The organism is Bradyrhizobium canariense, assembly GCF_019402665.1.
Taxonomy (GTDB): Bacteria; Pseudomonadota; Alphaproteobacteria; order Rhizobiales; family Xanthobacteraceae; genus Bradyrhizobium; species Bradyrhizobium canariense.
On record NZ_VSST01000069.1, the window covers coordinates 19,744 to 39,827 of the forward strand.

Genomic DNA, 20,084 nt, shown 5'->3' on the forward strand with positions numbered 1-20,084 from the left:
ATAGATAGGATCAGGCGTTAGGTCAGGGACGACGCCGATTTCGAGGAGAACAGGCACATGGGCATGGGACGCCCCCGCGAATTCGACGCCGAAACGGCGTTGGATCAGGCGATGGAAGTGTTTTGGCGCCATGGCTATGAGGGTGCCACGATCGCTCAGTTGACCGAAGCCATGGGGATCAATCCGCCCAGCCTCTATGCCTGTTTCGGCAACAAGGAAGGGCTGCTGAAGGCCGCGCTCGACCGCTATACAAAACTGCGCAACGTCTGGATGGACGAGGTGGTGGCCGCGCCCACCGCCCGCGACGTCGCCGAACGGATGCTGATGGGCATCGCCGACAAGCAGACCGATCCCGCCAACCCACCCGGCTGCCTTCTGGTGCAAGGCGGCATCGCCTGCGGCACCGGATCAGAGAGCGTCCCCTTCGAGCTCGCCGCCCGCCGCGCGGAGAACGAGGACCAGCTTCGCGATCGTTTTGTTCGCGCCAAGGCCGAAGGCGATCTCAAGCCGACCTCGGATCCCGCGGCACTCGCGCGCTACGTCTCGGCCGTCTCGGTCGGCATGGGCGTGATGGCGTCCTCAGGCTCCGATCGCGAGGCATTGCAGCAGGTCGCGAGCGTGGCCGTGCAGGCGGTCGAGGCCCAGTCGGCCGACAGAACTTAATCGCCCTCGATCAGCTCGCGATTACTTTGCAGCCAACAACGGTGGCGGGACGAAGCCGCCGAACGCGCGTTCGATCAATCCGGCGAGCGCAATCGTAGTGCGATCCTCGAGATAAGGCCCGATGATCTGGACGCCGATTGGCAGGCCCGATGGCGTGCGCTCGATCGGAACGGCCGTCGCAGGCAGTCCGCAGGTCGAAGCGGGGTCTGCCCAGATGAAGCACGCATCGGCATAGGGATACAGCTGTCTATCGATATCGAGTTGCCGCGCGTCGAACGGCTCGGACTGGTCCTGTGGAAAGGCCGGCACGGCGGCGGCCGGGTAGATCACTGCGTCGAAATCGCGGAACAGCTCCTGCCACCGTTGTTGCAGCCGCAAGCGCGCCGCATCGGTCGCCAGCCATTCACGATGGATCATCGCCCAGCCGCGCGCGCGCTCGGCCTGCAGGCTGCGGTCGTCGGGCGAGAGTGCCGCGGCAAGGCCTTGCGCCTCTGCGAGGGCGGCCGGTGTCAGGCGCGGACTTCGCGCCGCGTTCAACAGCTTCATGTAGAGCCGCGCGGATTCGGCGAGATCGGGCAGTGACGCACTCGAGCGCGCGACCCGTGCGCCTGATCGTTCGAGCCGTTCCGACAGCCGCCCGATGGCGGAACGCACGGCATCGCCCGTCGGCATCAACGGATGCGTATCGATCACGAGGATCCTGAAATCCCTGAGCTGGTCGTGTCGCGGGGCCGGCAGCGCAAGACGATAGCCGATCCCGTCGCGCGTCTCATCCGGCCCCGCGATCACGTCGAGCGCGAGTGCGAGATCCGAGGCGGTGCGCGTCATCGGCCCGACGACAGCCAGATCGCCCTGGCCAGGCACGGGCGGCGCCGGCGGCAGGTTGTATCCGCGCAGCGGGACCAGGCCGTGGCTCGGCTTGTGTCCGAACACACCGCAGAAATGTGCCGGCACCCGGATCGAGCCGCCGATATCCGAGCCGATCGAGAGCGGACCGAACCCTGCGGCCAGCGCCGCGCCCGATCCGCCTGAGGAGCCGCCGGGCGATCGGCCGAGATCCCACGGATTGTTCGTCGTCCCGTAGATCTCATTGTAGCTCTGAAAATCCCGCAGACCGATCGGGATATTGGTCTTGCCGATGATGACAGCACCCGCCGCCTTCAACCGCGAGACGACAAGGGCGTCCTCCGCCGGTTGGAAATCTTTGAAATGCGGAAAGCCCCATGTCGTCGGCAGGCCGGCGACGTTGAACGGTTCTTTCAACGTCACGGGGATGCCGAGCAATGGCTGCCGCTCGCCGCGGCCAAGCGCGGCATCGGCGGCGCGCGCGGCGTCTCGTGCGTGATCGAAATCGCGAACGATGACGGCATTGATCCGCCCGTCCAGCGCCTCGATGCGCGCGATCGTATGCTCGATCAACTCCGACGCAGAAATGTTGCGCGCGTGTAGGGCGCTCAGCAATGTGCTGATCGAACCATAGTCCCAGTCAGTGGCGGTCGATCCGGGCGGCATCACGATCTCCATTGTCTTGCATCGCCGCGTCGATGTCGCTCGGCTGCAAATCGATCCGAGTATCGAGCATGCAATTTGGCAGATGGGATGAGGAGGCCGCGCAACGGGAACCAGATCTGTCCGCCGGTCGGGGGCCGAAGGCGGCGCCCGGCCATCAGATCGCGGGATACGCACTTCTTGCCCCGCTCTATGCGCGATCGATGGGCTCTGTACGCGCTGCTACTCACGTGGCATTGGGGGCGGTGAAGCCTGGATACTGACGAGCATGTTCGCCCTGACATTCCTTGGGACCTCCGCCAGCGTTCCGTCGGCGGAGCGCAACCATCCGGCTCTCCTGGTGGGGGCGGCGGGCAAGCGCGTCCTCATCGATTGCGGCGAGGGTACGCAGCGCCAGTTGCTGCGCAGCGGCGCGGGCTTTCGACGGCTTGACCGCATCCTGCTGACGCATGCCCATCTCGATCACGTGCTCGGCATCCCCGGTCTCTTCTCGACGCTGGGGTTGCGCCAGCAATCGGACGTGATGACCGTCCATGGAGGGCAGGGCACGCTCGACATCGTCACCCGCATGCTTGCCGGCCTGTGGGGCGCGGGCAGGGCGCCGATCCCCGTGGAGTTCGCACCGCTAGCCGAAGGACAGGTTATCGACGCCGGCGACTTCACCATCGACTGCTTTCCGGTTCGCCACCGCGACACCGACAGCTTTGGTTTTTGCTTCCAGAGTCCCGCACGTCGCCATCTTGAGCGGGAGCGCCTCGCCGAACTCGGTGTTCCCGATGGGCCGCTACGTGGAGAACTGGCCGCGGGACGACCAGTCGTGATCGCCGGCCGTACGATCGATTCGGAAGACGTTCTGGGGCCGCCGAGCGGCGGCAGGAAGCTCGTGGTCATCGGCGACACCGAAACTACCGACGGGCTGTCCGAACATGTCGCCAACGCCGATCTGCTGGTGATCGAGGCGACCTTCCTCGATCGAGACGCCGCGACCGCACGGGATTATGGCCATCTCACCGCACGCGAGGCGGCTTCATTTGCCGCTGCGAACAATGTCGGGCAACTCGTGCTGAATCACATGTCGGGGCGTTATCGGGACGAAGAGATTTTGGCCGAAGCGACCATGATTTTTCCGAACACGCGGATCGCCGCCGACTTCGATCGCATCGTGATTTAGCGGCCGCTCAAATAGAGCGCAACCTCTGACGATCTGATTGTGAGCTGCCTATCTGGAGTGGCTGGGGAACTAGGATTCGAACCTAGACAAACAGAGTCAGAGTCTGTTGTGCTACCGTTACACCATTCCCCAACGGAATAGACGAACAAATTCAATGACTTGTTGATTTGTCCGGCTGCGGCCGATGGCGCTTATCGCGCAAATCACGGCTCAGGCGTGGAGGGTTTCTACCCGCTCGGCTGTGGGCTGGCAAGCGCTGCGAGGCAGGGTGTTTTGCGGTCCACTTGGGGCGTGCGGGCCGTGGGATCGCGGACTCCGGCGGCGCGCCCCGGCGGCGCGCGACCGTTTGCCTCATCCGAAAATCACGCTTCCTGGTCGGATCGTCAGGCGCCGCATCGTCCTTCGGACACACACACCAAGGAGATCCGTGATGCCCTATGTCGATGGTTTCGTGCTGGCCGTGCCGAAGGACAAGATCGAGGCTTACAAGGCGCTGGCGAAAACGGCCTGCGCGATCTGGATGGAGCACGGTGCGCTCGATTACGTCGAATGCATCGGCGACGACGTGCCCTATGGCGAGCTCACCTCGTTTCCGCGTGCCGTGATGGCGAAGGAGAACGAGATCGTGGTGTTTTCCTGGATCGTCTATCGCGACCGGGAGACTCGCGACGCCGTCAACAAGAAGGTGATGGCGGACCCGCGGCTGAAGTTGGACGGCATGCCGTTCGACGGCAAACGCATGATCTATGGCGGCTTCACGACGCTGCTGAGGGCGAGCGACCCCGTGTGGTGAGGGCGCTGACCAGGCCCACACGTCGCTGCTTGTCAATGCAGCCTCGTGGCAAGCCGTCACTTGCCGATATAGCCTTTACGTCAAGGCCGGCCATCTCGTGCACGACCTCAACATCGGCGGCAGTCATCAGATCGTCCGCTCGGAGCGCAAGATGCCGTCGGCCGCGACCGAGGCAGCCCGGTGTCGCATTGCGTGACGCCGTTCGAATTCGAAGGACGGCTCTCGCGCGTCACCGTCACCATGCACGACGACCAGAAGCTCGACGGCGACGCCGTCGGCAACGCGCAGATGGCGCGGCAGTGAACGCGCGAAAGAGCTACTTGATCTTGTCGTAGGCCGCCGCGAAATCGCCGAGCGGCATCGGGATCGCGATCGTTTCCTTGGCCATGTTCTGGAAGGAGACCTTGAGCTGTTTGCCAGACCGCAAGGTCGCAAGCAGGTCCGGTGCGATCGGCGTCGAGGCGTAGCAGCCGCGGTTCTCGCAGGTCTGGATCTGGAGATCGATCGTCTTGCCGTCGTCGACCTGGAGCTTGGCGCCGATGGGAAGGTTGAGGCCGAGCGGCAATTGCAGCAGCGCCACCGGTGTGCGGGTGTCGGGCGCGATGCGGATGTTGATCAGGACGATGGTCTGGCCGGTCTTGGTCAGGACCGCGTTCTGCTCCATCGCGCATTCGAGCGGTGCGTCGCGGCTGACGCTGGTGCAGCGCACGACCCAGCCGGGCTGCTGCGCCGGAGCGCCGTCAGCCTGCGGTTGCGCCGGAGCCGGTGCGGGCTGTACCGCCGGGGCAGAGGGAGCCGCGTTCTTCTTGGCGCCTTGCTGGGCATGCGCGGCACCCGCCGACAACAGGACAGCGGCGATAAGGGCGACAAGTCTGGATTGCATGGGCATGGCAAAACCGCGTTGACGTGAAGCGAGGGCCTCGCTGTAACGTCGTGAGGCGCGCGGTGCAAGCTGCTACTACTCGGCAGCTTCCTTAACGGTGCCGTGCTCGACCGTCTCGTCGCCTTCGCCGTCACCCTTACGGCCCCAGCCCGAGAACCAGTTGTTGAGCTCGTCGAGATAGAGATAGACGACCGGGGTGGTGAACAGCGTCAGCGCCTGGCTGACGATCAGACCGCCGACCATGGCGTAGCCGAGCGGCTGGCGAATCTCGGCGCCGGTACCGTGGCCGAGCATCAGCGGCACGCCGCCGAGCAGGGCAGCCATCGTCGTCATCATGATCGGACGGAAGCGCAACAGCGCCGCCTGCCGGATCGATTCCGCCGGTGTCTTGTGCTCGTCGCGCTCCGCAGCGATGGCGAAGTCCACCATCATGATGCCGTTCTTCTTCACGATGCCGATCAGCAGAATGACTCCGATCAGAGCAATGAGGCTGAACTCGAAACCGGCCGCCATCAGGATCGCGAGCGCGCCGACGCCGGCCGAGGGCAGGGTCGACAGAATCGTGATCGGATGGATGTAGCTCTCGTAGAGGATGCCGAGGATCAGATAGACCACGACCAGCGCGGCGAGGATGAGGAGCGGCACGGTGCCCAGCGACTGCTGGAACGCCTGTGCCGTGCCCTGGAAGCTCGAATTGAGCGTCGGCGGCGCGCCGAGGTCGGCCATCGCCTTCTGCACGGCCTCCGTGGCCTGGCCGAGCGCGACGCCCTGGGCGAGGTTGAAGCTGATCGTGATCGCCGGGAACTGGCCCTGGTGGCTGATCGAGAGCGGGCGGACCGGATCGGTGCTCCAGGTCGCAAATGTCGACAGCGGCACCTGGTCGCCGGTCAGCGGAGATTTCAGGTAGAGCTTGTTCAGGCTCTCGAGGCTGCCCTGCATCTCCGGCAGGATCTCGAGGATCACCTTGTAGGTGTTGAGCTGGGTAAAATACTGCGTGACCTGACGCTGTCCGAAGGCGTCGTACAGCGTGTCGTCGATCAGCTGCGGCTGGATTCCATAACGCGCTGCGGTATCACGATTGATCTTGAGCTGAACCGTGGTGCCCTGGGTTTGCTGGTCTGTCGCGACGTCGCGCAGTTGCGGCAAGGTCTGCATCTTGGCGAGGATCTTCGGCGCCCAGTCGTTGAGCTCAGTGAGATCGGCGTCCTGTAGAGTGAACTCGAACTGCGTACGCGTCGGGCGGCCGCCGAGCCGAACGTCCTGAGCCGCCTGCATGTAAAGGCGGGCGCCGGACACCTTCTCGAGCTTGGGACGCAGCCGGGCGATGATCTGCTGCGCGGAGGCTTCGCGTTCGTTGCGCGGCTTCAGCGTGATGAACATGTTGCCGTTGTTGCCGGCGCGGCCGCTGCCGCCGATGTTCATCGCGATGGATGCGATGTCGGGATCGTCCATCACGATCTTGCCGAGCTCGACCTGGCGGCGCTGCATCTCCGCGAACGAGATGTCCTGGGAGGCTTCCGAGGTCGCGGTGATCAGGCCGACGTCCTGTTGCGGGAAGAACCCTTTCGGGATCAGGACGAACAGATAGACCGACAGGGCAAGAGTCGCGAAGAAGATCGTGAGCGTGGTGCGGCGCCAGGCCAGGGCATGGTCGAGCACCCATTCGTAGCCGCGCAACATCGCATCGAAGCCGCGCTCGCTCCACTGGTAGAATTTGCCGTGGGTGACCTCGCCATGGGCGCGTAGGAAGCGTGAGGCCATCATCGGGGTCAGGGTCAACGACACGAACATCGAGACGAAGATCGTCATCGCCAGCACGACGGCGAATTCGCGGAACAGGCGCCCGATGATCCCGCCCATCAGCAGCAGCGGAATCAGCACCGCGACCAGCGAGATGCTGATCGACACGATGGTGAAGCCGATTTCCTTCGAGCCCTTGAAGGCCGCCGCCATCGGCGATTCGCCTTCCTCGATGTAGCGCGTGATGTTCTCCAGCATCACGATGGCGTCGTCGACGACGAATCCGACCGCGATGGTGAGCGCCATCAGCGACAGATTGTCGAGCGAATAGCCGAACACCCACATCAGCGCGCAGGCGCCCAGCAGCGCCAGCGGCACCGTGATGGTGGGAATGACGGTCGCCCAGAAGCTGCGCAGGAAGGTGAAGATGACCATGACCACCAGCGCAATGGTCAGCAGCAGCGTGAACTGGACGTCTTCGACCGCGGCGCGGATTGTCGTGGTGCGGTCGCTGATGACCTCGATCTTGATCGCGGGCGGGATCGCTGCGACGAGGCGAGGCAATGTCGCCTTGATCCGGTCGACGGTCTCGATGACGTTGGCGCCGGGCTGCTTGAACACCACCAGGAACACGCCGCGTTTGCCGTTGGCCCAGGCCGCCTGCTTGGCGTCCTCGGGGCCGCTGACCGCCTGGCCGATGTCGCGGATCCGCAACGGACCGCCGTTGCGATAGGCGATGATGACGTCGTTCCAGTCCTTGGACTGGGTCAGCTGGTCGTTGGCGTAGATCGTGTAGGCGCGTTTGTCGCCGTCGATGTTGCCCTTCGGACTGTCGACCGTGGTGATCGCGATCTGGCTGCGCACGTCCTCCATCGACAGGCCCTTGGCGACGAGTTTCGCCGGGTCGATCTGGATGCGGATAGACGGCTTCTGCTGGCCGCCGATGAAGACCTGCGCCACGCCGGAAAGCTGGCTGATCTGCTGGGCGAGCTGGGCATCGACCGCGTCGCTGACGCTGGTCAGCGGCATTGTCTCGGAGGTTGCCGACAACAGCAGGATCGGCGCGTCGGCCGGGTTAACCTTGCGGTAGGTCGGCGGCGAGGGCAGGTTCTTCGGCAGCTGACCGCTCGCGGCGTTGATGGCGCCCTGCACGTCGTTGGCGGCGCCGTCGATGCTGCGGTTGAGGTCGAACTGGATGGTGATCGACGCGGTGCCCAGATAGCTCGTCGAGGTCATCTGGGCGATGCCGGGAATCTGGGCGAATTGCCGTTCGAGCGGCTGGGCCACCGACGAGGCCATGGTCTCTGGGCTGCCGCCCGGCAGATTGGCGGTGATCTGGATGGTCGGGAAGTCCACCTGCGGCAGGGGCGCGACGGGCAGCAGGGGATAGGCGACGAGACCGACGAAGAGAATGCCGGCCATCAGCAGCGAGGTGCCGATGGGATAACGGATGAAAGGTGCCGAAATCCCGCCCGCGTTCATTCCCGTCGAACCTTGTTCTGGGCCGGATCCGTACTCGCCACGGCCGTGGAGACGAGGCTTCCGGGCTGGACTTTGAATTGGCCGCCGGTGATCACCTGCTGTCCGGGCGTGAGCCCTTCGTCGACGACCGAACGTCCGTCGATGGCGTAGCTGACCTTGATCTTGTGCACCTCAGCCTTGTTGTCCTGATTGACAGTATAAGCGTAGAGGCCGTTGGTGGAGTGCTGGACCGCGTCATCCGGGACAACGGTCGCATCCTTCAGGGTGCGCACCAGCAGGCGCGTCGACACCGATTGACCGGGCCAAAGCGCGTGGTCCTTGTTCTCGAACACCGCCTTGAGCCGGATCGTGCCGCTGCTCGTGTCGACCTGGTTGTTGATGACCGCGAGCTTGCCCTCGGCCAGCGTCTTCTTGCCGTCGGTGGTGAAGGCGATCACCCTGAGCGCGCCAGTTTTCTGGCCCTCGCTGATATAGGGCAACTGATCTTCCGGCGCGGTGAAGATCACCGAGATCGGCTCGACCTGCGAGATCGTGACGATGCCGGTCTGCGTCGAGGAATTGACGATGTTGCCGACGTCGACCTGACGCAGGCCCGCGACGCCGGTGATCGGCGCCTTGACCTGGGTGTAGTCGAGCTGCGTCTGCGCGTTGGAGATCGAAGCTTCGTCGGCGGCGATCTGCGCGGTGAGCTGGGCGACCGTGGAGCGCTGGGTGTCGACCCGCTGTGCGGTGGCGAATTCGCCGAGTTTCATGGCGCGCTGGAGCTCGAGATTGGCGTTGGCCAGATTTGCCTCGTCCTGGGCCTTCTTGGCCTTGGCCTGGTCGAGCGTGGCCTGATAGGGGCGGGGATCGATCGAGGCGAGGAGCTCGCCCTCCTTGACGATCTGGCCTTCGGTGAAGGCGATCTTGTCGATTTGGCCGTCCACCCTGGTCCGGACTTGGACGGTGTTGAAGCCCGCAACCGTGCCGAGACCGGTCAGGTAAACCGGAAAGTCCACCTTCTGGACCGGCGAAACGCTCACGGGGACGGCGGGCGGGCGCTGCGGCCCCTTCTGTGCGGTCTGGGTTTTTCCGGCGTCGGGCGAGCCGAATTTCTGCCAACCATAGTAACCCGCGGAGGCCACGGCCGCGACGATCAGAATCCAGAGGATCGGCCGGGACTTTTTCATTTCGTCTCGTGTCGGCTGGTATGCCCTGAGTTACGAATTTTGGGGCAATCATAGGGTTCCAGCGCGCTTGTATAATACACGCCAAGTTCCAGTGTAAACAGCACTATCGGCTGAGAATCCTAAACAATTGGAAAGCTTTGCACTGCTTAGGCAGCTCCGTGTCACTACGGTGTGCAGTGCTGCATTCCCCCGCGACGAACGATCCGCGAGTAAATCTTGTGCAATGCTCGGAAGCGGTGTGCGCGGGATAGGGATGCGCTGCGCGGGGCGGCTCGCAAGAACGGTTCTAAGTCGCGCGGAGGCCGTTTCGGTTGTCAGGCAAACCGGCATCAGTCATATCGGCGCGCCACAACGGGAGCGCAGCATGGACGAACTGAACGGCAAGCTGATCGCGTGTCAAATCCTGATCACGGGACTGATCGCACGCGTCGCCAACGAGCAGCGTGATCCCTTGCGCTTTCTCACCGACTTCCGCGACGAGATCAGAGCCGTCGTCGGCGGCGTCAACATTGCCGGCATGGACAACAGCGATCGCGTGCGCGCCGTGGCGCAGAAGACCGTCGACGAATTGTTCTCGCTGATGAAGCCGCCAAGTAGCGATTGACGATGCGCGCGCGACCGCCGATCTCGCGGCATTTTCGTGCGCTCTTTAGAACGAATCCAATCGTGCTTTAGAACGATTTCAAACTGCAGTTTAGAATCGCTTTGATCTGGACTTATTCAAGGGTTCTCGCGGCTTACTCGCATTGACCCGCTATTTTGCGGTCGATACCAACACTCCAATCGCTCGTCGAAGTGAATGGGCGAACAGGAATATGGGGCGTGTTGGTAATGGGGCAGGTGGTCGCACCGAAGTCGTTGCGTTCGGTCGCAGCATTCGATGAGAAGTTGACGAGCGTTTCCGGCAAGAAGGTCTCCGCAGTCGCCGGCCTGATCGCAGCAGCATCGGTGTCGAGCGGTGCCGAGGCGCAGCAGTCGAACCTGCCGCCGGTAACGGTCGATGCGCCGGTCGCGCGTCCGCGCCCGGTGGCTTCGAAGCCGACGGCGGACCAGGTCCGCGCGCGCAATGCGCTTCGCCGCGCCGCGCAGCGTCAGCAGGCGGCGCAGCAGACCGCTCCCACCACGCCGTCCGGCGAAGTCGACCGTAATCCGTATTCCGATCCGGCGGCGCCCTACAAGGTTGACCACGTCCAGGCCTCCGGCAAGTTTCCGGAGCCGATGCTGAACACGCCGAAGACCATCACCGTGCTCAGCAAGGAAGTGCTCGAGGACAAGAACGCCACGACGCTGAAGGAGATCGGGCGCTCGACCGCCGGCGTGACGCTGGGATCTGGGGAAGGCGGCAACGCGTTCGGGGATCGCTTCTTCATCCGCGGCTTCGATGCGCGCAACGACGTCTTCATCGACGGTATCCGCGATCCCGCGGTCTCGATCCGCGAGAACTTCTTCACCGAGCAGATTGAGATTCTGCGTGGGCCGGCCTCGTCCTACGCCGGCCGCGGCACCGCCGGCGGTGCCATCAACATCGTTACCAAGCAGGCTGGCGACGTCAATTTCAAGCGAATGGACACCGAGTTCGGCACCGACCGGACCAAGCGGGTCACGCTCGACGTCAACCAGGTCATCGATCCCACGTTCTCGGTGCGCGCCGGCGGCCTGTTCCAGGACGCCAACGTCGCCGGCCGCGATTACGTCACCGACAATCGCTGGGGTTCGTTCATCTCGACCAGGTATACCCCGACCAACGACATCAAGATCACGACGAACTACGTCCACACCGACCTCAGCGGCTATCCTGATTTCGGCGTGCCCTACTACAAGCAGGGCAACGTCCCAGTGACGTCGGCGGGCATTCCGCGTGGCAACTGGTACGGCTTCCTCAACCGCGACTTCCAGACCGCGCGGCAAGATTTCGGCACCGGCACGATCGAGTACAAGGTCAACGAGGCCATCACGCTGAGCAGCAAGGTGCGCGGCGAGCACTCGCTGCTGAATTATATCGGCACGCTGCCGCAGAACCCGGTTACGACGAGCCCCAATCCGCTGCTCTGGACGACGACGGCGAGCGCGCAGAGCCGCTACCAGAACGTGGACGTGTGGGCCAACCAGAACGAGGCCACCTTCAAGCTCGACACGGGCGGGGTCAAGCACACGGCGGTGTTCGGCGTCGAATATTCGAACGAGAATATCTCGATCGACCGTTACACCGGCCTCTCGTCGGAACTGTTCGGCGGCGGCTCGACCAGCAGCGGGGCGGTCACGGGGGTGAACCTTTACTCGCCGCAGTACACCTACATTCCCTTCAGCAACACGCCGTCGCTGGTTGGAAATCCGACGCGCTATGGCGTCAACACCAGCAGCGTCTACGTCATGGACACCGCGAACTGGCAGGACACGATCATCGTCAATGGTGGCGTGCGCTACGATGGCTACAGCCAGAGTTCGTCGACCAACGCGGACCATCTCAAGCAGAACGCCGATCTCGTCAATTACAACGTCGGCCTGGTCTACAAGCCGATGTCGATCGGCAGCCTCTATGCGGCCTATGCGACCTCCGCCAATCCGTTCGGATCGGAGCTTGATGCGACCGCCACCGATTACGGCGGCATTCCTGCCAACACGGCTATCTTGCTCGGGCCGGAGCGCAATAAGGCAGCCGAGCTCGGCACCAAATGGGAGCTAGCTGATCGCCATTTGCTGGTCAGCGCCGCGCTGTTCCAGACCACGAAGGACAATGCGCGCGAAACCGTCAGCGGCCTGCTGACTTCGGGCGCTGCCTACAGGATCCAGGGCATCGATATCGAGGCCGAAGGCAAGATCACCGATCGCTGGAGCATCTTCGGCGGCCTGGTGTTGATGCAATCGAAGGTCACGCAGAGCGGTGTCGCCTCAAATCTCGGCCTGCAGCTTGCCAACGTGGCTCATCAATCGTTCAGCATGCTGACCAAGTACAAGTTCGACGACGGCTGGGAGCTGGGCGGTCAGGCGGTGTACCGTTCGAAGGTGTATGGCGGCACGTTCGCCGCCAACACCGGCAACGAGCTGCCGAGCTACTGGCGCTTCGACGCGTTCGTCGAGAAGAAGATCGACAAGAACTGGACGATGAAGTTCTACGCCCAGAATCTCACCAACAAGCTCTACTACGACACGCTCTATCGCAGCGCGGTTCCCTTCGTCGCGGTCGCGCCGGGGCGGGCGTTCTACCTCATCACGACGGCGAAGTTCTGATCATGTTGACCTGCCTTCCTGGCGTCCTGAGCAAAGATGATGTGGCGGATTTCCGCCGCATCATGGATGCCAGCGAATGGGAGGACGGCCGTTCCACCGCCGGCTCGCAATCGGCCATGGTCAAGCGCAACGAGCAACTGCCGCCCGATAGCGAGATCGCGCGAAAACTCGGCAACCGCATCATCTCGGCGCTGACGTCGAATCCGCGCTTCATCGCGGCGGCGATCCCGCTCCAGATCTTCCCACCGCTGTTCAACCGCTATGCGGCCAGCAGCGGCCACCATTTTGGCCTGCATGTCGATAATGCCATCCGAGGCGACCGCCTGACCGGCCTTCGCATCCGCACAGACCTCTCGGTGACGCTGTTCCTGGCCGAGCCGGAGGAGTACGACGGTGGCGAACTTGTGATCGAGGACAGCTACGGTTCGCACGAAGTCAAGTTGCAAGCCGGGGACTGCGTGCTCTATCCCTCGACCAGCCTCCATCTCGTGACCCCGGTGACCAGGGGAACGCGGGTTGCATCTTTCTTCTGGCTTCAGAGCATGATACGGGACGATCAAGCCCGGAGCATGATCTTTGACCTCGACACCGCGATACAGGCGCTGGTGGAACGGCTCGGGCGTGACGATCCCGAAACGGTCAAATTGACGGGTATCTATCACAACCTCATTCGCTACTGGGCCGAAGTATGAAGATCATGTCCTTCCAAGCAAGCCTTGCCGCAGCTCTGGTGCTGGCGGCCGCCTGGCTTGCATCCCCTGTTTCTGCCCAGACGCAAGCCGCGCCCGCGGCACCGGTTCAATCGACGGCTCAGCCGTCAGCGGTCAGCCCGGCCCCGGTTGTTGCTGCACCTGCGGCGCCCCAAGCTGCCGTGCCCGCGGCTGCAAAGTCCGATTTGGCAGCCGGCATCGCGCCCGCCATGAAGGAATTGTCGCCCTGGGTGATGTTCATGTCGGCGGACATCATCGTGAAGGCGGTGATGATCGGGCTGGCCTTTGCATCGCTGATGACCTGGACGGTGCTGATCGCGAAGTCGATCGAATTGTCGATCGCCGCGACCAAGCTTCGTTCGGCGCTGAAGAAGATCGCAGAGGCGCGCTCGCTCGCGGAAGCGCAGATGGCGCTCGGCGCCAAGGCGGGCATCCTGCCGTCCTTCCTGGCGGCGGCGCTGCGGGAGGCGCGGATGTCGGCCGGCCTCTCCAGCGACACCGGCATCAAGGAGCGGGCGGCTTCGAGCTTCTCCGAGATCATGCGGGCGGAGGCGCGGCGCATCCGCGTCGGTATGGGCGTGCTCGCCACCATCGGCTCGACCTCGCCCTTCGTCGGTCTGTTCGGCACGGTGTGGGGCATCATGAACAGCTTCATCGGCATCTCGAAGTCGCAGACCACGAACCTCGCCGTCGTCGCGCCCGGTATCGCCGAGGCGCTGCTCGCCACCGCCATCGGTCTGGTCGCCGCCATTCCCGCCGTCATCATCTACAATTACTTCTCGCGCGTGACGAAGAGCTATCTCGAACTCGTCAGCCGTGCCTCGGGCGCTGCGGGGCGGTTGCTCTCGCGCGATCTCGACCGCAGCCACGGCAGCGTGCATTCGCGCGCGGCGGAGTGAACCATGGGCGTTTCGCTCGCAGACAATGATGACGACGACGATTTCGGCGAAACGCATGAAATCAACGTCACGCCGTTCATCGACGTCATCCTGGTGCTGCTGATCATCTTCATGGTCGCAGCGCCGCTCTCGACCGTCGACCTGCCGATCGATCTGCCGACGTCGAGCGCGACGCCGCAGAAGAAGCCGGACAAGCCGACCTATCTCAGCATCAAGCCCGATTTGACGCTTGCCATCGGAGAGAACCCGGTCCACCGCGCCGAGTTGATCGGCACGCTCGATGGTCTGTCCGACATGAGCAAGGACAAGTACGTCTTCCTGCGCGCCGATCGCTCGGTGCCGTATGGCGAGTTGATGGGCGTCATGGAGCTGTTGCGCTCCGGCGGCTATTCGCGGGTGAAGCTGGTTGCGCTGGAAGGCGCTCCGGGAGCGCCTGCGGCAGGCGCCGCTCAGCCTTAGAGGCCCGCGATGTCGGATGAGTCCAGACCAGCCCGGACGCTTTGGATTTTCGCAGCGCTGGCGGCGCTCGCGCTGCATCTCGGTGGTGCCGCGCTCGCGCTGGCGCACCTGCGGGCCGACGACGGCGACGATGGCCTCGGCGCGGCCGGCGCGGAGTTCGCTGTCGAGATGGCCTCGCCGAAGGCGCCTGACACCGACCTTCCGCCGGGACCGGATAGTGAGGCGATGCAGGAGCAGCAGGCGCTTCCCGAGCAAAAGGCCGAGACCAAGGAAACCGAGCTTCCAAAGGATCAGTCGCAACAGGTCGACGATCCCGATCGGGTCGTCACCGAGAACATCTCGAAGAAGCCGCAGGACGAGGATCCGAAGATTGCGGCGGTCGAAACGCCCGCTGCGGAAGCTTCGCCGAAGTCCGTTGCGACGGCGCGGCAGACGCTCGACGAGGACGCGCGCGAGGCCGAGAAGGCGCTGGCGCCTGTGCTCGGCATCGGTAAGGATATTCTGAAGCTCACGGCAGACTGGAATCGCAAGATCAGCGCGCATCTCACGGCCCACAAGGTCAACCCGGAGGGCAAGGAGCCCAACAATCAGAAGGTCAAGGTCAGCTTCGCGATCAACCGACGGGGTAACGTGCTTTCAGTCGACGTTGTCGAGTCGTCCGGGGATGCAGCTTACGATGCGGCTGCGATCTCGATTGTCCGCAAGTCCGATCCCATCCCGCAGCCGCCTGCCAGCCTGACCGACGACCGGTTCGAGCGCACCGTCGACATCATCTTCACCCCGCCGGACGCAAAGAAAAAGAAGAAGACGGCTCAGCGCCAGTAGAACCTGATCCCGACATAGACCACGACCAGGCAGGCGAAGATCAGCGCCACCGGGAGCGGCCGTTTCTGGCTTGCGCCCGCGGTCGCTGCCCCGAAGAAACTGGCCTTCTTCGGTTTCGGGTCTGGGCGACGGAAAGCGGTAACATTGTCCGCCGCCGGTTCGGCCGGACGGGGGCGGACGTCAGGCGGGGTTCCCGCGCCGCCCATCTCGGCATAGTAGGCCTTGTAGATGGCGCCGATGGTGGCCTCGGTCGCCTCACCCTCGTTCATCTGCGCCTGCAGGTTCTTGTAGCTCACCAGGAACTCCTGCGCCCCAGGAGGCAGCGCGGACGACCCGTTGAGCTTGGCCATCATCTTCCAGGTGGCGAAATCCGCGCGGGCGCGGGTATCGGCGCGTCGCGCGATCAGCATATCGGCAGCTTTGACCAAGTCGGCCTCGAGCCCTTCGGCTTGTGTTCGGGTGTGTCGCTGTTCAACTACGCATTGCCGGTCAGAATGAGAACACCCTGAATCACATAACCGGTCAACGTTCGCAGTATTGCTGAAATAACATCAAGATTTAGACCGAACTGGGAGCCCGCCAGCGGTAGCAGGATCAGCAGACCGATCAGGATCAGCATCCCGAACGGCTCGAGCCGCGCCAGGGGCAGGGCGAGCGGCCGGGGCAGCAGCCCGACCGCGACGCGTCCGCCGTCGAGCGGCGGGATCGGCATCATGTTGAACACCGCCAGCACCGCGTTGATCAGCAGTGCGTTCTTGAGATTGTCGAAGATCCATTGCGCCGAGTTGGCTGGAGCCCAGGGAAGGGCGTGCAGGGCAAGAGCTGCGGCCAGCGCCAGCAGGATGTTGGTGGCGGGCCCGGCCAGCGCCACCCACACCATGCCGAGCCTGGGGTCGTTGAGCTTGCGGAAATTCACCGGCACAGGCTTGGCATAGCCAAACAGGAACGGCGAATGCGCGAACAGCAGCATCGCCGGCAATATCAGCGTGCCGAACGGGTCGATGTGCCTGATAGGGTTGAAGCTGACACGGCCGAGCTGCCATGCCGTGTCGTCACCGAGACGATATGCGACGAAGGCGTGCGCAGCCTCGTGGAAGGTGATGGCGAGCACCAGCGGCAGCACCCACACCGAGAGGTCATACAAAGAAATGTTCACGGCTCGTCCGTCCCGATTTGCCTGCGGTCTTGCAGCCGACCCAGCCAACCGGTGGTGCAGCAACGCTTCACCTCAACATAGGGTGGCCGGTTCCGAAATGCCACGCCGCAAATAATCGGCGAGACCGGCGGCCATGACGTCGAGCCTTGGCGCCGGATGAACTACGTCGGGATCGTCCCCTCATATCGGATCATGCCGTCCTCGATCGTCACCCAGCCCATCTTTTCGCTGACCCAGATGTGCTCGGTCGGCACAAACGCGTTGCGATCGTCGAAGGTCGCCAGTGCGACGCCAGCCAGCGTGCCGTTGCGCCGCCAGGCGAACAGGCGCGTGCCGCAGCGCTTGCAGAACACGCGGTCGATGTGCTCGGACGACGCATAGCGCTGGGTGTCGCCCTCGACGGTCAACGCGCGCTGGTCGAATTGCGCACGGGCGAAATAGGGCGAGCCCATCGCCTTCTGGCAGAGGCGGCAATGGCAGATGCGGACGTTGAGCGGCTCGCCCTCGGCCTTGAATCGCACCGCGCCGCACAGGCATCCGCCTTCCCGGATCATGCGACCCGCCACTCGGCGACCTGACGCGCCATGCTCCAGTTTAGCTTGTCGAGTTCGCCATCCATGTCGGAACTCCTGCGTCTGGTGTTGGTGAAGGCGGCCCAGCAGAAGCCGCCATGGGTCCGTACCGCAATCGTGCTGGTGCCCGGCAGGCTGCCATTGTGCCACCAATTGTCTGACTTGTTGACGCAGAAGCCTTTGGCGTAGTTGGGGCTGTCAGCGGGTGCGGTGGTCATGATCTCTATGGTGCGCAGCCGTAGGATGTTCACGGGCTTCGTGTAGCCGTCGACATGCATCAGAAACTGAACCAGGTCCGCCGGCGTCGCGATCCAGCCGCCGTGGGAATCCATCCGCGGGACGTTCATGCCGTAGGGATTTTCGCCCTGGCCGTAATAGACGACTTCGCCGTCCTGGCGCTGCTCGCGCGTGTCGCGCGCGATGGTCATGTCGGTGACGCCGCAGCGTGCGAGCACCTCGCTGCGGACATGCTCGGCATAGGATTGGCCAGTGAGCTTCTCGATGACGCGCCCCAGCACGCAATAGCCGAAATTCGAGTAGGCGTAGCGTTGGCCCGGCAAGAGGTCCAGCGGCCGGTTGGCGAGCGTCCAGGTGATCAGCCCGGCATGATCCATCCGGGTATGCGTGAACATGGGATCGCGGTTGTCGTTGCTCCAGCCGCCGGCGGTGTGCGTCAGGAGATGCTCGAGCGTGATCTGGTCGATACCGGCAGAGTAGGGTGGCGGCCCGTATTCGGTGCCGAGCAGCGCGCCGGGGCCGAACACCCGGTCCGTCAGCTTGAGGCGGCCCGCCTCGATCAGGCGGAAGATCGTGACCGACGTGATCATCTTGCTGACGCTGGCAATCCGGAACAGATGCCGCGGCGTCAGGGCCTCGTTCCGCTCGATATCGGCAACACCGAAGGCGTCCTCGTGGATAACAGTGCCGGCATAGCCGATCGCAAAGGACAGCGCCGACACGCCATATCTGTCCATGAAGCCGTGCGCGAGCCGTGCCATGGCGTCGCGCTCGGCCGGCGACGGCGGGCGGATGCTCGCCGGGTTGGGCGTGAGTTGCGCGAGCGTGGTCGATGACAGCAGCGGCAGCGCGCCTGCGCTCGCTGCGAGCTTCACGCAATCCCGACGTCCTAGCATGGTCCGCCCCGCGGGCGGCCAATGACTCAGTACGTCGCCCGTCCGCCGGAGATATCAAACACCGCGCCGGTGGAGAAGGCACAATCTTCGGATGCGAGCCAGCTCACCATCGCGGCTAGCTCTTCCACCAGCACAAAGCGCGCTTTCGGAATCTTCGACAGCATGAAGTCGATATGCTGCTGCGTCATCTGGTCGAAGATCGCGGTCTTCGCAGCCGCGGGCGTGACCGCATTGACGAGGATGTCATGTGCGGCCAATTCCTTGCCGAGCGACTTGGTCAGCGCGATCAGGCCGGCCTTGGAGGCCGAATAGTGCGAGGCGTTCGGGTTGCCTTCCTTGCCGGCGATCGAGGCGATGTTGACGATGCGCCCGTATTTCTGCTTGAGCATCGCGGGCACGATCGCCTTGCAGCAGATGAAGGGGCCGTCGAGGTTGATGCGCAGAACTTTGCGCCATTCCTCGAGGTCGGTCTCCCAGACCGGCTTATTGACCCCGGCAATGCCGGCATTGTTGACGAGGATGTCGATCTTGCCGAAGGCGGCAAGCGTCGCGTCGCGAGCCTGCTCGACGGCCGCGGTATCGGTGACGTCGACCTTGAAGACTTTTGTTTCGCCGCCAATTTCCTTTGACGTCTTCTCGGCCAGCGCGGCGTCGAAATCCCAGATCGCGACCTTGGCGCCGGAGGCGACGAAGCGCTGAACGATGGCGCGGCCGAAGCCCTGCGCGCCGCCGGTGACGATGGCGACACGGCCGTTGAGATCGATCTTGTTCATGCCAAATCCCCTTATCTATCCCCATGGTGAGGAGCGCGCACTTGCGCGCGTCTCGAACCATAGAGCCCGTGGCCTATCCCTCGAGACGCCGCTGACGCGCCTCCTCGGGATGAGGAGTGATCAGAGCATGTAGCCGCCGTCGACGACGAGGTCGACGCCGGTGGTGAAGGCGCTTTCGTCACTGCCGAGATAGACCGCCATCGACGCGATCTCGTCGGCGGTGCCGAGCCGGCCCATCTTCTGGCGGGAGACGAACATCTCCTTGCCCTGCGGCCCCTGCGCTGCGGCGCGGTCGAGCATCGAAGGCGTCTCGACGGTGCCCGGGCAGATGCTGTTGCAGCGGATGCCCTTGGTGATGAAGTCGAGTGCGACCGCGCGCGTCAGCAGCGACACCGCGGCCTTCGAGGCGCTGTAGACGTAGCGGTTGGCCGGCGGCCGCAGCGCAGCGCAGGAGGAGATGTTGACGATACTGCCGCCGCCGCCCGCGAGCATGTCCGGCAGGAAGGCTCTGATGGTCCGGTGCATCGACTTGACGTTGAGGTCGAACGAGAAATCAAAATCCTCTTCCGAACACTCCAGGATGGTGCCGTGGTGCACGAAGCCCGCTGCGTTGAGCAGGATGTCGACCTTGCCGACGCGCTTGGCGAAGGCGTTGACGTCGGCGGTGCTGCGCACGTCGAGCTTGGCGACCTCGGCGATGCCTTCCTTGGTCAGGCCCGCGATGCCGCTCTCGTTGATGTCGGTGGCGATGACGGTTGCGCCTTCACGCGCGAAGGCGACGGCGCATGCGCGTCCGATGCCTGCCGCTGCAGCCGTGACGACGGCGCGCTTTCCCTTGAGGCGGTCTGCCATTTTCTTCTTTCTCCTCGATGTGCTCAGTGCCGTAGCCCGGATGAGCGCGCGAGCGCGATATCCGGGA

General features: G+C 63.9%; 19 protein-coding genes and 1 tRNA gene. 9 read left to right on the forward strand and 11 right to left on the reverse strand.

Going from position 1 to position 20,084, the window contains the following annotated elements; all coding sequences use genetic code 11:
* Nucleotides 1-57: 57 nt before the first annotated feature.
* The gene (locus FXB41_RS32240) at nt 58-663 is read left to right on the forward strand and encodes a TetR/AcrR family transcriptional regulator (protein WP_219684635.1); all 606 of its coding nucleotides are present in this window, start codon (nt 58-60) and stop codon (nt 661-663) included.
* A gap of 21 nt (nt 664-684) precedes the next feature.
* Here the strand turns inward: FXB41_RS32240 and FXB41_RS32245 are convergent, their stop codons facing one another.
* On the reverse strand, nt 685-2,175 hold the full coding sequence (locus FXB41_RS32245; protein WP_376707527.1) for an amidase: 1,491 nt from the start codon (nt 2,173-2,175) through the stop codon (nt 685-687).
* A gap of 265 nt (nt 2,176-2,440) precedes the next feature.
* Here FXB41_RS32245 and rnz point away from each other — a divergent pair, with 265 nt between their 5' ends.
* Nucleotides 2,441-3,343, forward strand: coding sequence for a ribonuclease Z (rnz, locus tag FXB41_RS32250; RefSeq protein WP_219684637.1), 903 nt, complete (start codon nt 2,441-2,443; stop codon nt 3,341-3,343).
* 58 nt (nt 3,344-3,401) lie between these two features.
* Here rnz and FXB41_RS32255 read toward each other — a convergent pair.
* A tRNA-Gln gene (locus tag FXB41_RS32255) sits at nt 3,402-3,475 on the reverse strand.
* A gap of 298 nt (nt 3,476-3,773) precedes the next feature.
* On the opposite strand from FXB41_RS32255, the gene FXB41_RS32260 reads away from it, so the two are divergent.
* Nucleotides 3,774-4,136 (forward strand): DUF1428 domain-containing protein, encoded by a 363-nt coding sequence (locus FXB41_RS32260; protein WP_007592362.1) that lies wholly within the window; start codon nt 3,774-3,776, stop codon nt 4,134-4,136.
* A 316-nt stretch (nt 4,137-4,452) separates the two neighbouring features.
* Here the strand turns inward: FXB41_RS32260 and FXB41_RS32270 are convergent, their stop codons facing one another.
* The 3 genes from FXB41_RS32270 to FXB41_RS32280 form a co-directional block, all read right to left on the reverse strand.
* Nucleotides 4,453-5,025 carry an invasion associated locus B family protein gene (locus FXB41_RS32270; protein WP_219684638.1) on the reverse strand — a complete coding sequence of 191 codons (573 nt, stop codon included), beginning with the start codon at nt 5,023-5,025 and terminating at the stop codon, nt 4,453-4,455.
* Between the two features lie 69 nt (nt 5,026-5,094).
* Nucleotides 5,095-8,241, reverse strand: a complete 3,147-nt coding sequence (locus tag FXB41_RS32275; RefSeq protein WP_219684639.1) for a multidrug efflux RND transporter permease subunit — start codon at nt 8,239-8,241, stop codon at nt 5,095-5,097.
* Complete coding sequence (locus tag FXB41_RS32280; protein WP_007592356.1) at nt 8,238-9,410, reverse strand: efflux RND transporter periplasmic adaptor subunit; 1,173 nt, start codon at nt 9,408-9,410, stop codon at nt 8,238-8,240. The genes FXB41_RS32275 and FXB41_RS32280 overlap by 4 nt, the downstream gene beginning before the upstream one ends.
* Nucleotides 9,411-9,774: 364 nt before the next feature.
* Here FXB41_RS32280 and FXB41_RS32285 point away from each other — a divergent pair, with 364 nt between their 5' ends.
* The 6 genes from FXB41_RS32285 to FXB41_RS32310 all read left to right on the forward strand — a co-directional run bounded on the left by FXB41_RS32285 (nt 9,775) and on the right by FXB41_RS32310 (nt 15,531).
* Complete coding sequence (locus tag FXB41_RS32285; protein ID WP_007592354.1) at nt 9,775-10,014, forward strand: hypothetical protein; 240 nt, start codon at nt 9,775-9,777, stop codon at nt 10,012-10,014.
* Between the two features lie 227 nt (nt 10,015-10,241).
* A complete protein-coding gene (locus tag FXB41_RS32290) occupies nt 10,242-12,638 on the forward strand; it encodes a TonB-dependent receptor (RefSeq protein ID WP_219684640.1) in 2,397 nt (798 codons plus the stop codon).
* A gap of 2 nt (nt 12,639-12,640) precedes the next feature.
* Complete coding sequence (locus FXB41_RS32295; protein ID WP_219684641.1) at nt 12,641-13,330, forward strand: Fe2+-dependent dioxygenase; 690 nt, start codon at nt 12,641-12,643, stop codon at nt 13,328-13,330.
* Nucleotides 13,327-14,247, forward strand: a complete 921-nt coding sequence (gene exbB, locus FXB41_RS32300; protein WP_219684642.1) for a tonB-system energizer ExbB — start codon at nt 13,327-13,329, stop codon at nt 14,245-14,247. The genes FXB41_RS32295 and exbB overlap by 4 nt, the downstream gene beginning before the upstream one ends.
* A gap of 3 nt (nt 14,248-14,250) precedes the next feature.
* Entirely contained in the window at nt 14,251-14,706 is a 456-nt protein-coding gene (gene exbD / locus FXB41_RS32305; RefSeq protein ID WP_018459254.1) for a TonB system transport protein ExbD, read from the forward strand.
* A 9-nt stretch (nt 14,707-14,715) separates the two neighbouring features.
* A complete protein-coding gene (locus FXB41_RS32310; protein ID WP_219684643.1) occupies nt 14,716-15,531 on the forward strand; it encodes an energy transducer TonB in 816 nt (271 codons plus the stop codon).
* Here the strand turns inward: FXB41_RS32310 and FXB41_RS32315 are convergent.
* The 6 genes from FXB41_RS32315 to FXB41_RS32340 all read right to left on the reverse strand — a co-directional run bounded on the left by FXB41_RS32315 (nt 15,519) and on the right by FXB41_RS32340 (nt 20,017).
* On the reverse strand, nt 15,519-15,941 hold the full coding sequence (locus tag FXB41_RS32315) for a hypothetical protein (protein WP_219684657.1): 423 nt from the start codon (nt 15,939-15,941) through the stop codon (nt 15,519-15,521). The two genes, FXB41_RS32310 and FXB41_RS32315, sit on opposite strands and share 13 nt — an antisense overlap.
* Before the next feature lie 65 nt (nt 15,942-16,006).
* Nucleotides 16,007-16,687 (reverse strand): site-2 protease family protein, encoded by a 681-nt coding sequence (locus tag FXB41_RS32320; protein WP_219684644.1) that lies wholly within the window; start codon nt 16,685-16,687, stop codon nt 16,007-16,009.
* Between the two features lie 161 nt (nt 16,688-16,848).
* Nucleotides 16,849-17,241 (reverse strand): GFA family protein, encoded by a 393-nt coding sequence (locus FXB41_RS32325; RefSeq protein WP_219684645.1) that lies wholly within the window; start codon nt 17,239-17,241, stop codon nt 16,849-16,851.
* Entirely contained in the window at nt 17,238-18,371 is a 1,134-nt protein-coding gene (locus tag FXB41_RS32330) for a serine hydrolase domain-containing protein (RefSeq protein WP_311985931.1), read from the reverse strand. The genes FXB41_RS32325 and FXB41_RS32330 overlap by 4 nt, the downstream gene beginning before the upstream one ends.
* Before the next feature lie 47 nt (nt 18,372-18,418).
* Nucleotides 18,419-19,165, reverse strand: a complete 747-nt coding sequence (locus tag FXB41_RS32335) for an SDR family NAD(P)-dependent oxidoreductase (protein WP_219684647.1) — start codon at nt 19,163-19,165, stop codon at nt 18,419-18,421.
* 120 nt (nt 19,166-19,285) lie between these two features.
* Nucleotides 19,286-20,017 carry an SDR family oxidoreductase gene (locus tag FXB41_RS32340; RefSeq protein ID WP_219684648.1) on the reverse strand — a complete coding sequence of 244 codons (732 nt, stop codon included), beginning with the start codon at nt 20,015-20,017 and terminating at the stop codon, nt 19,286-19,288.
* Nucleotides 20,018-20,084 lie beyond the last annotated feature (67 nt).

Coding starts and splice junctions, on each gene's coding strand:
- FXB41_RS32240 (WP_219684635.1), top strand. CDS start 58: ATGGGCATGGGACGCCCCCGCGAATTCGACGCCGAAACGGCGTTGGAT.
- FXB41_RS32245 (WP_376707527.1), bottom strand. CDS start 2,175: ATGCCGCCCGGATCGACCGCCACTGACTGGGACTATGGTTCGATCAGC.
- rnz (WP_219684637.1), top strand. CDS start 2,441: ATGTTCGCCCTGACATTCCTTGGGACCTCCGCCAGCGTTCCGTCGGCG.
- FXB41_RS32260 (WP_007592362.1), top strand. CDS start 3,774: ATGCCCTATGTCGATGGTTTCGTGCTGGCCGTGCCGAAGGACAAGATC.
- FXB41_RS32270 (WP_219684638.1), bottom strand. CDS start 5,025: ATGCCCATGCAATCCAGACTTGTCGCCCTTATCGCCGCTGTCCTGTTG.
- FXB41_RS32275 (WP_219684639.1), bottom strand. CDS start 8,241: ATGAACGCGGGCGGGATTTCGGCACCTTTCATCCGTTATCCCATCGGC.
- FXB41_RS32280 (WP_007592356.1), bottom strand. CDS start 9,410: ATGAAAAAGTCCCGGCCGATCCTCTGGATTCTGATCGTCGCGGCCGTG.
- FXB41_RS32285 (WP_007592354.1), top strand. CDS start 9,775: ATGGACGAACTGAACGGCAAGCTGATCGCGTGTCAAATCCTGATCACG.
- FXB41_RS32290 (WP_219684640.1), top strand. CDS start 10,242: ATGGGGCAGGTGGTCGCACCGAAGTCGTTGCGTTCGGTCGCAGCATTC.
- FXB41_RS32295 (WP_219684641.1), top strand. CDS start 12,641: ATGTTGACCTGCCTTCCTGGCGTCCTGAGCAAAGATGATGTGGCGGAT.
- exbB (WP_219684642.1), top strand. CDS start 13,327: ATGAAGATCATGTCCTTCCAAGCAAGCCTTGCCGCAGCTCTGGTGCTG.
- exbD (WP_018459254.1), top strand. CDS start 14,251: ATGGGCGTTTCGCTCGCAGACAATGATGACGACGACGATTTCGGCGAA.
- FXB41_RS32310 (WP_219684643.1), top strand. CDS start 14,716: ATGTCGGATGAGTCCAGACCAGCCCGGACGCTTTGGATTTTCGCAGCG.
- FXB41_RS32315 (WP_219684657.1), bottom strand. CDS start 15,941: ATGCTGATCGCGCGACGCGCCGATACCCGCGCCCGCGCGGATTTCGCC.
- FXB41_RS32325 (WP_219684645.1), bottom strand. CDS start 17,241: ATGATCCGGGAAGGCGGATGCCTGTGCGGCGCGGTGCGATTCAAGGCC.
- FXB41_RS32335 (WP_219684647.1), bottom strand. CDS start 19,165: ATGAACAAGATCGATCTCAACGGCCGTGTCGCCATCGTCACCGGCGGC.
- FXB41_RS32340 (WP_219684648.1), bottom strand. CDS start 20,017: ATGGCAGACCGCCTCAAGGGAAAGCGCGCCGTCGTCACGGCTGCAGCG.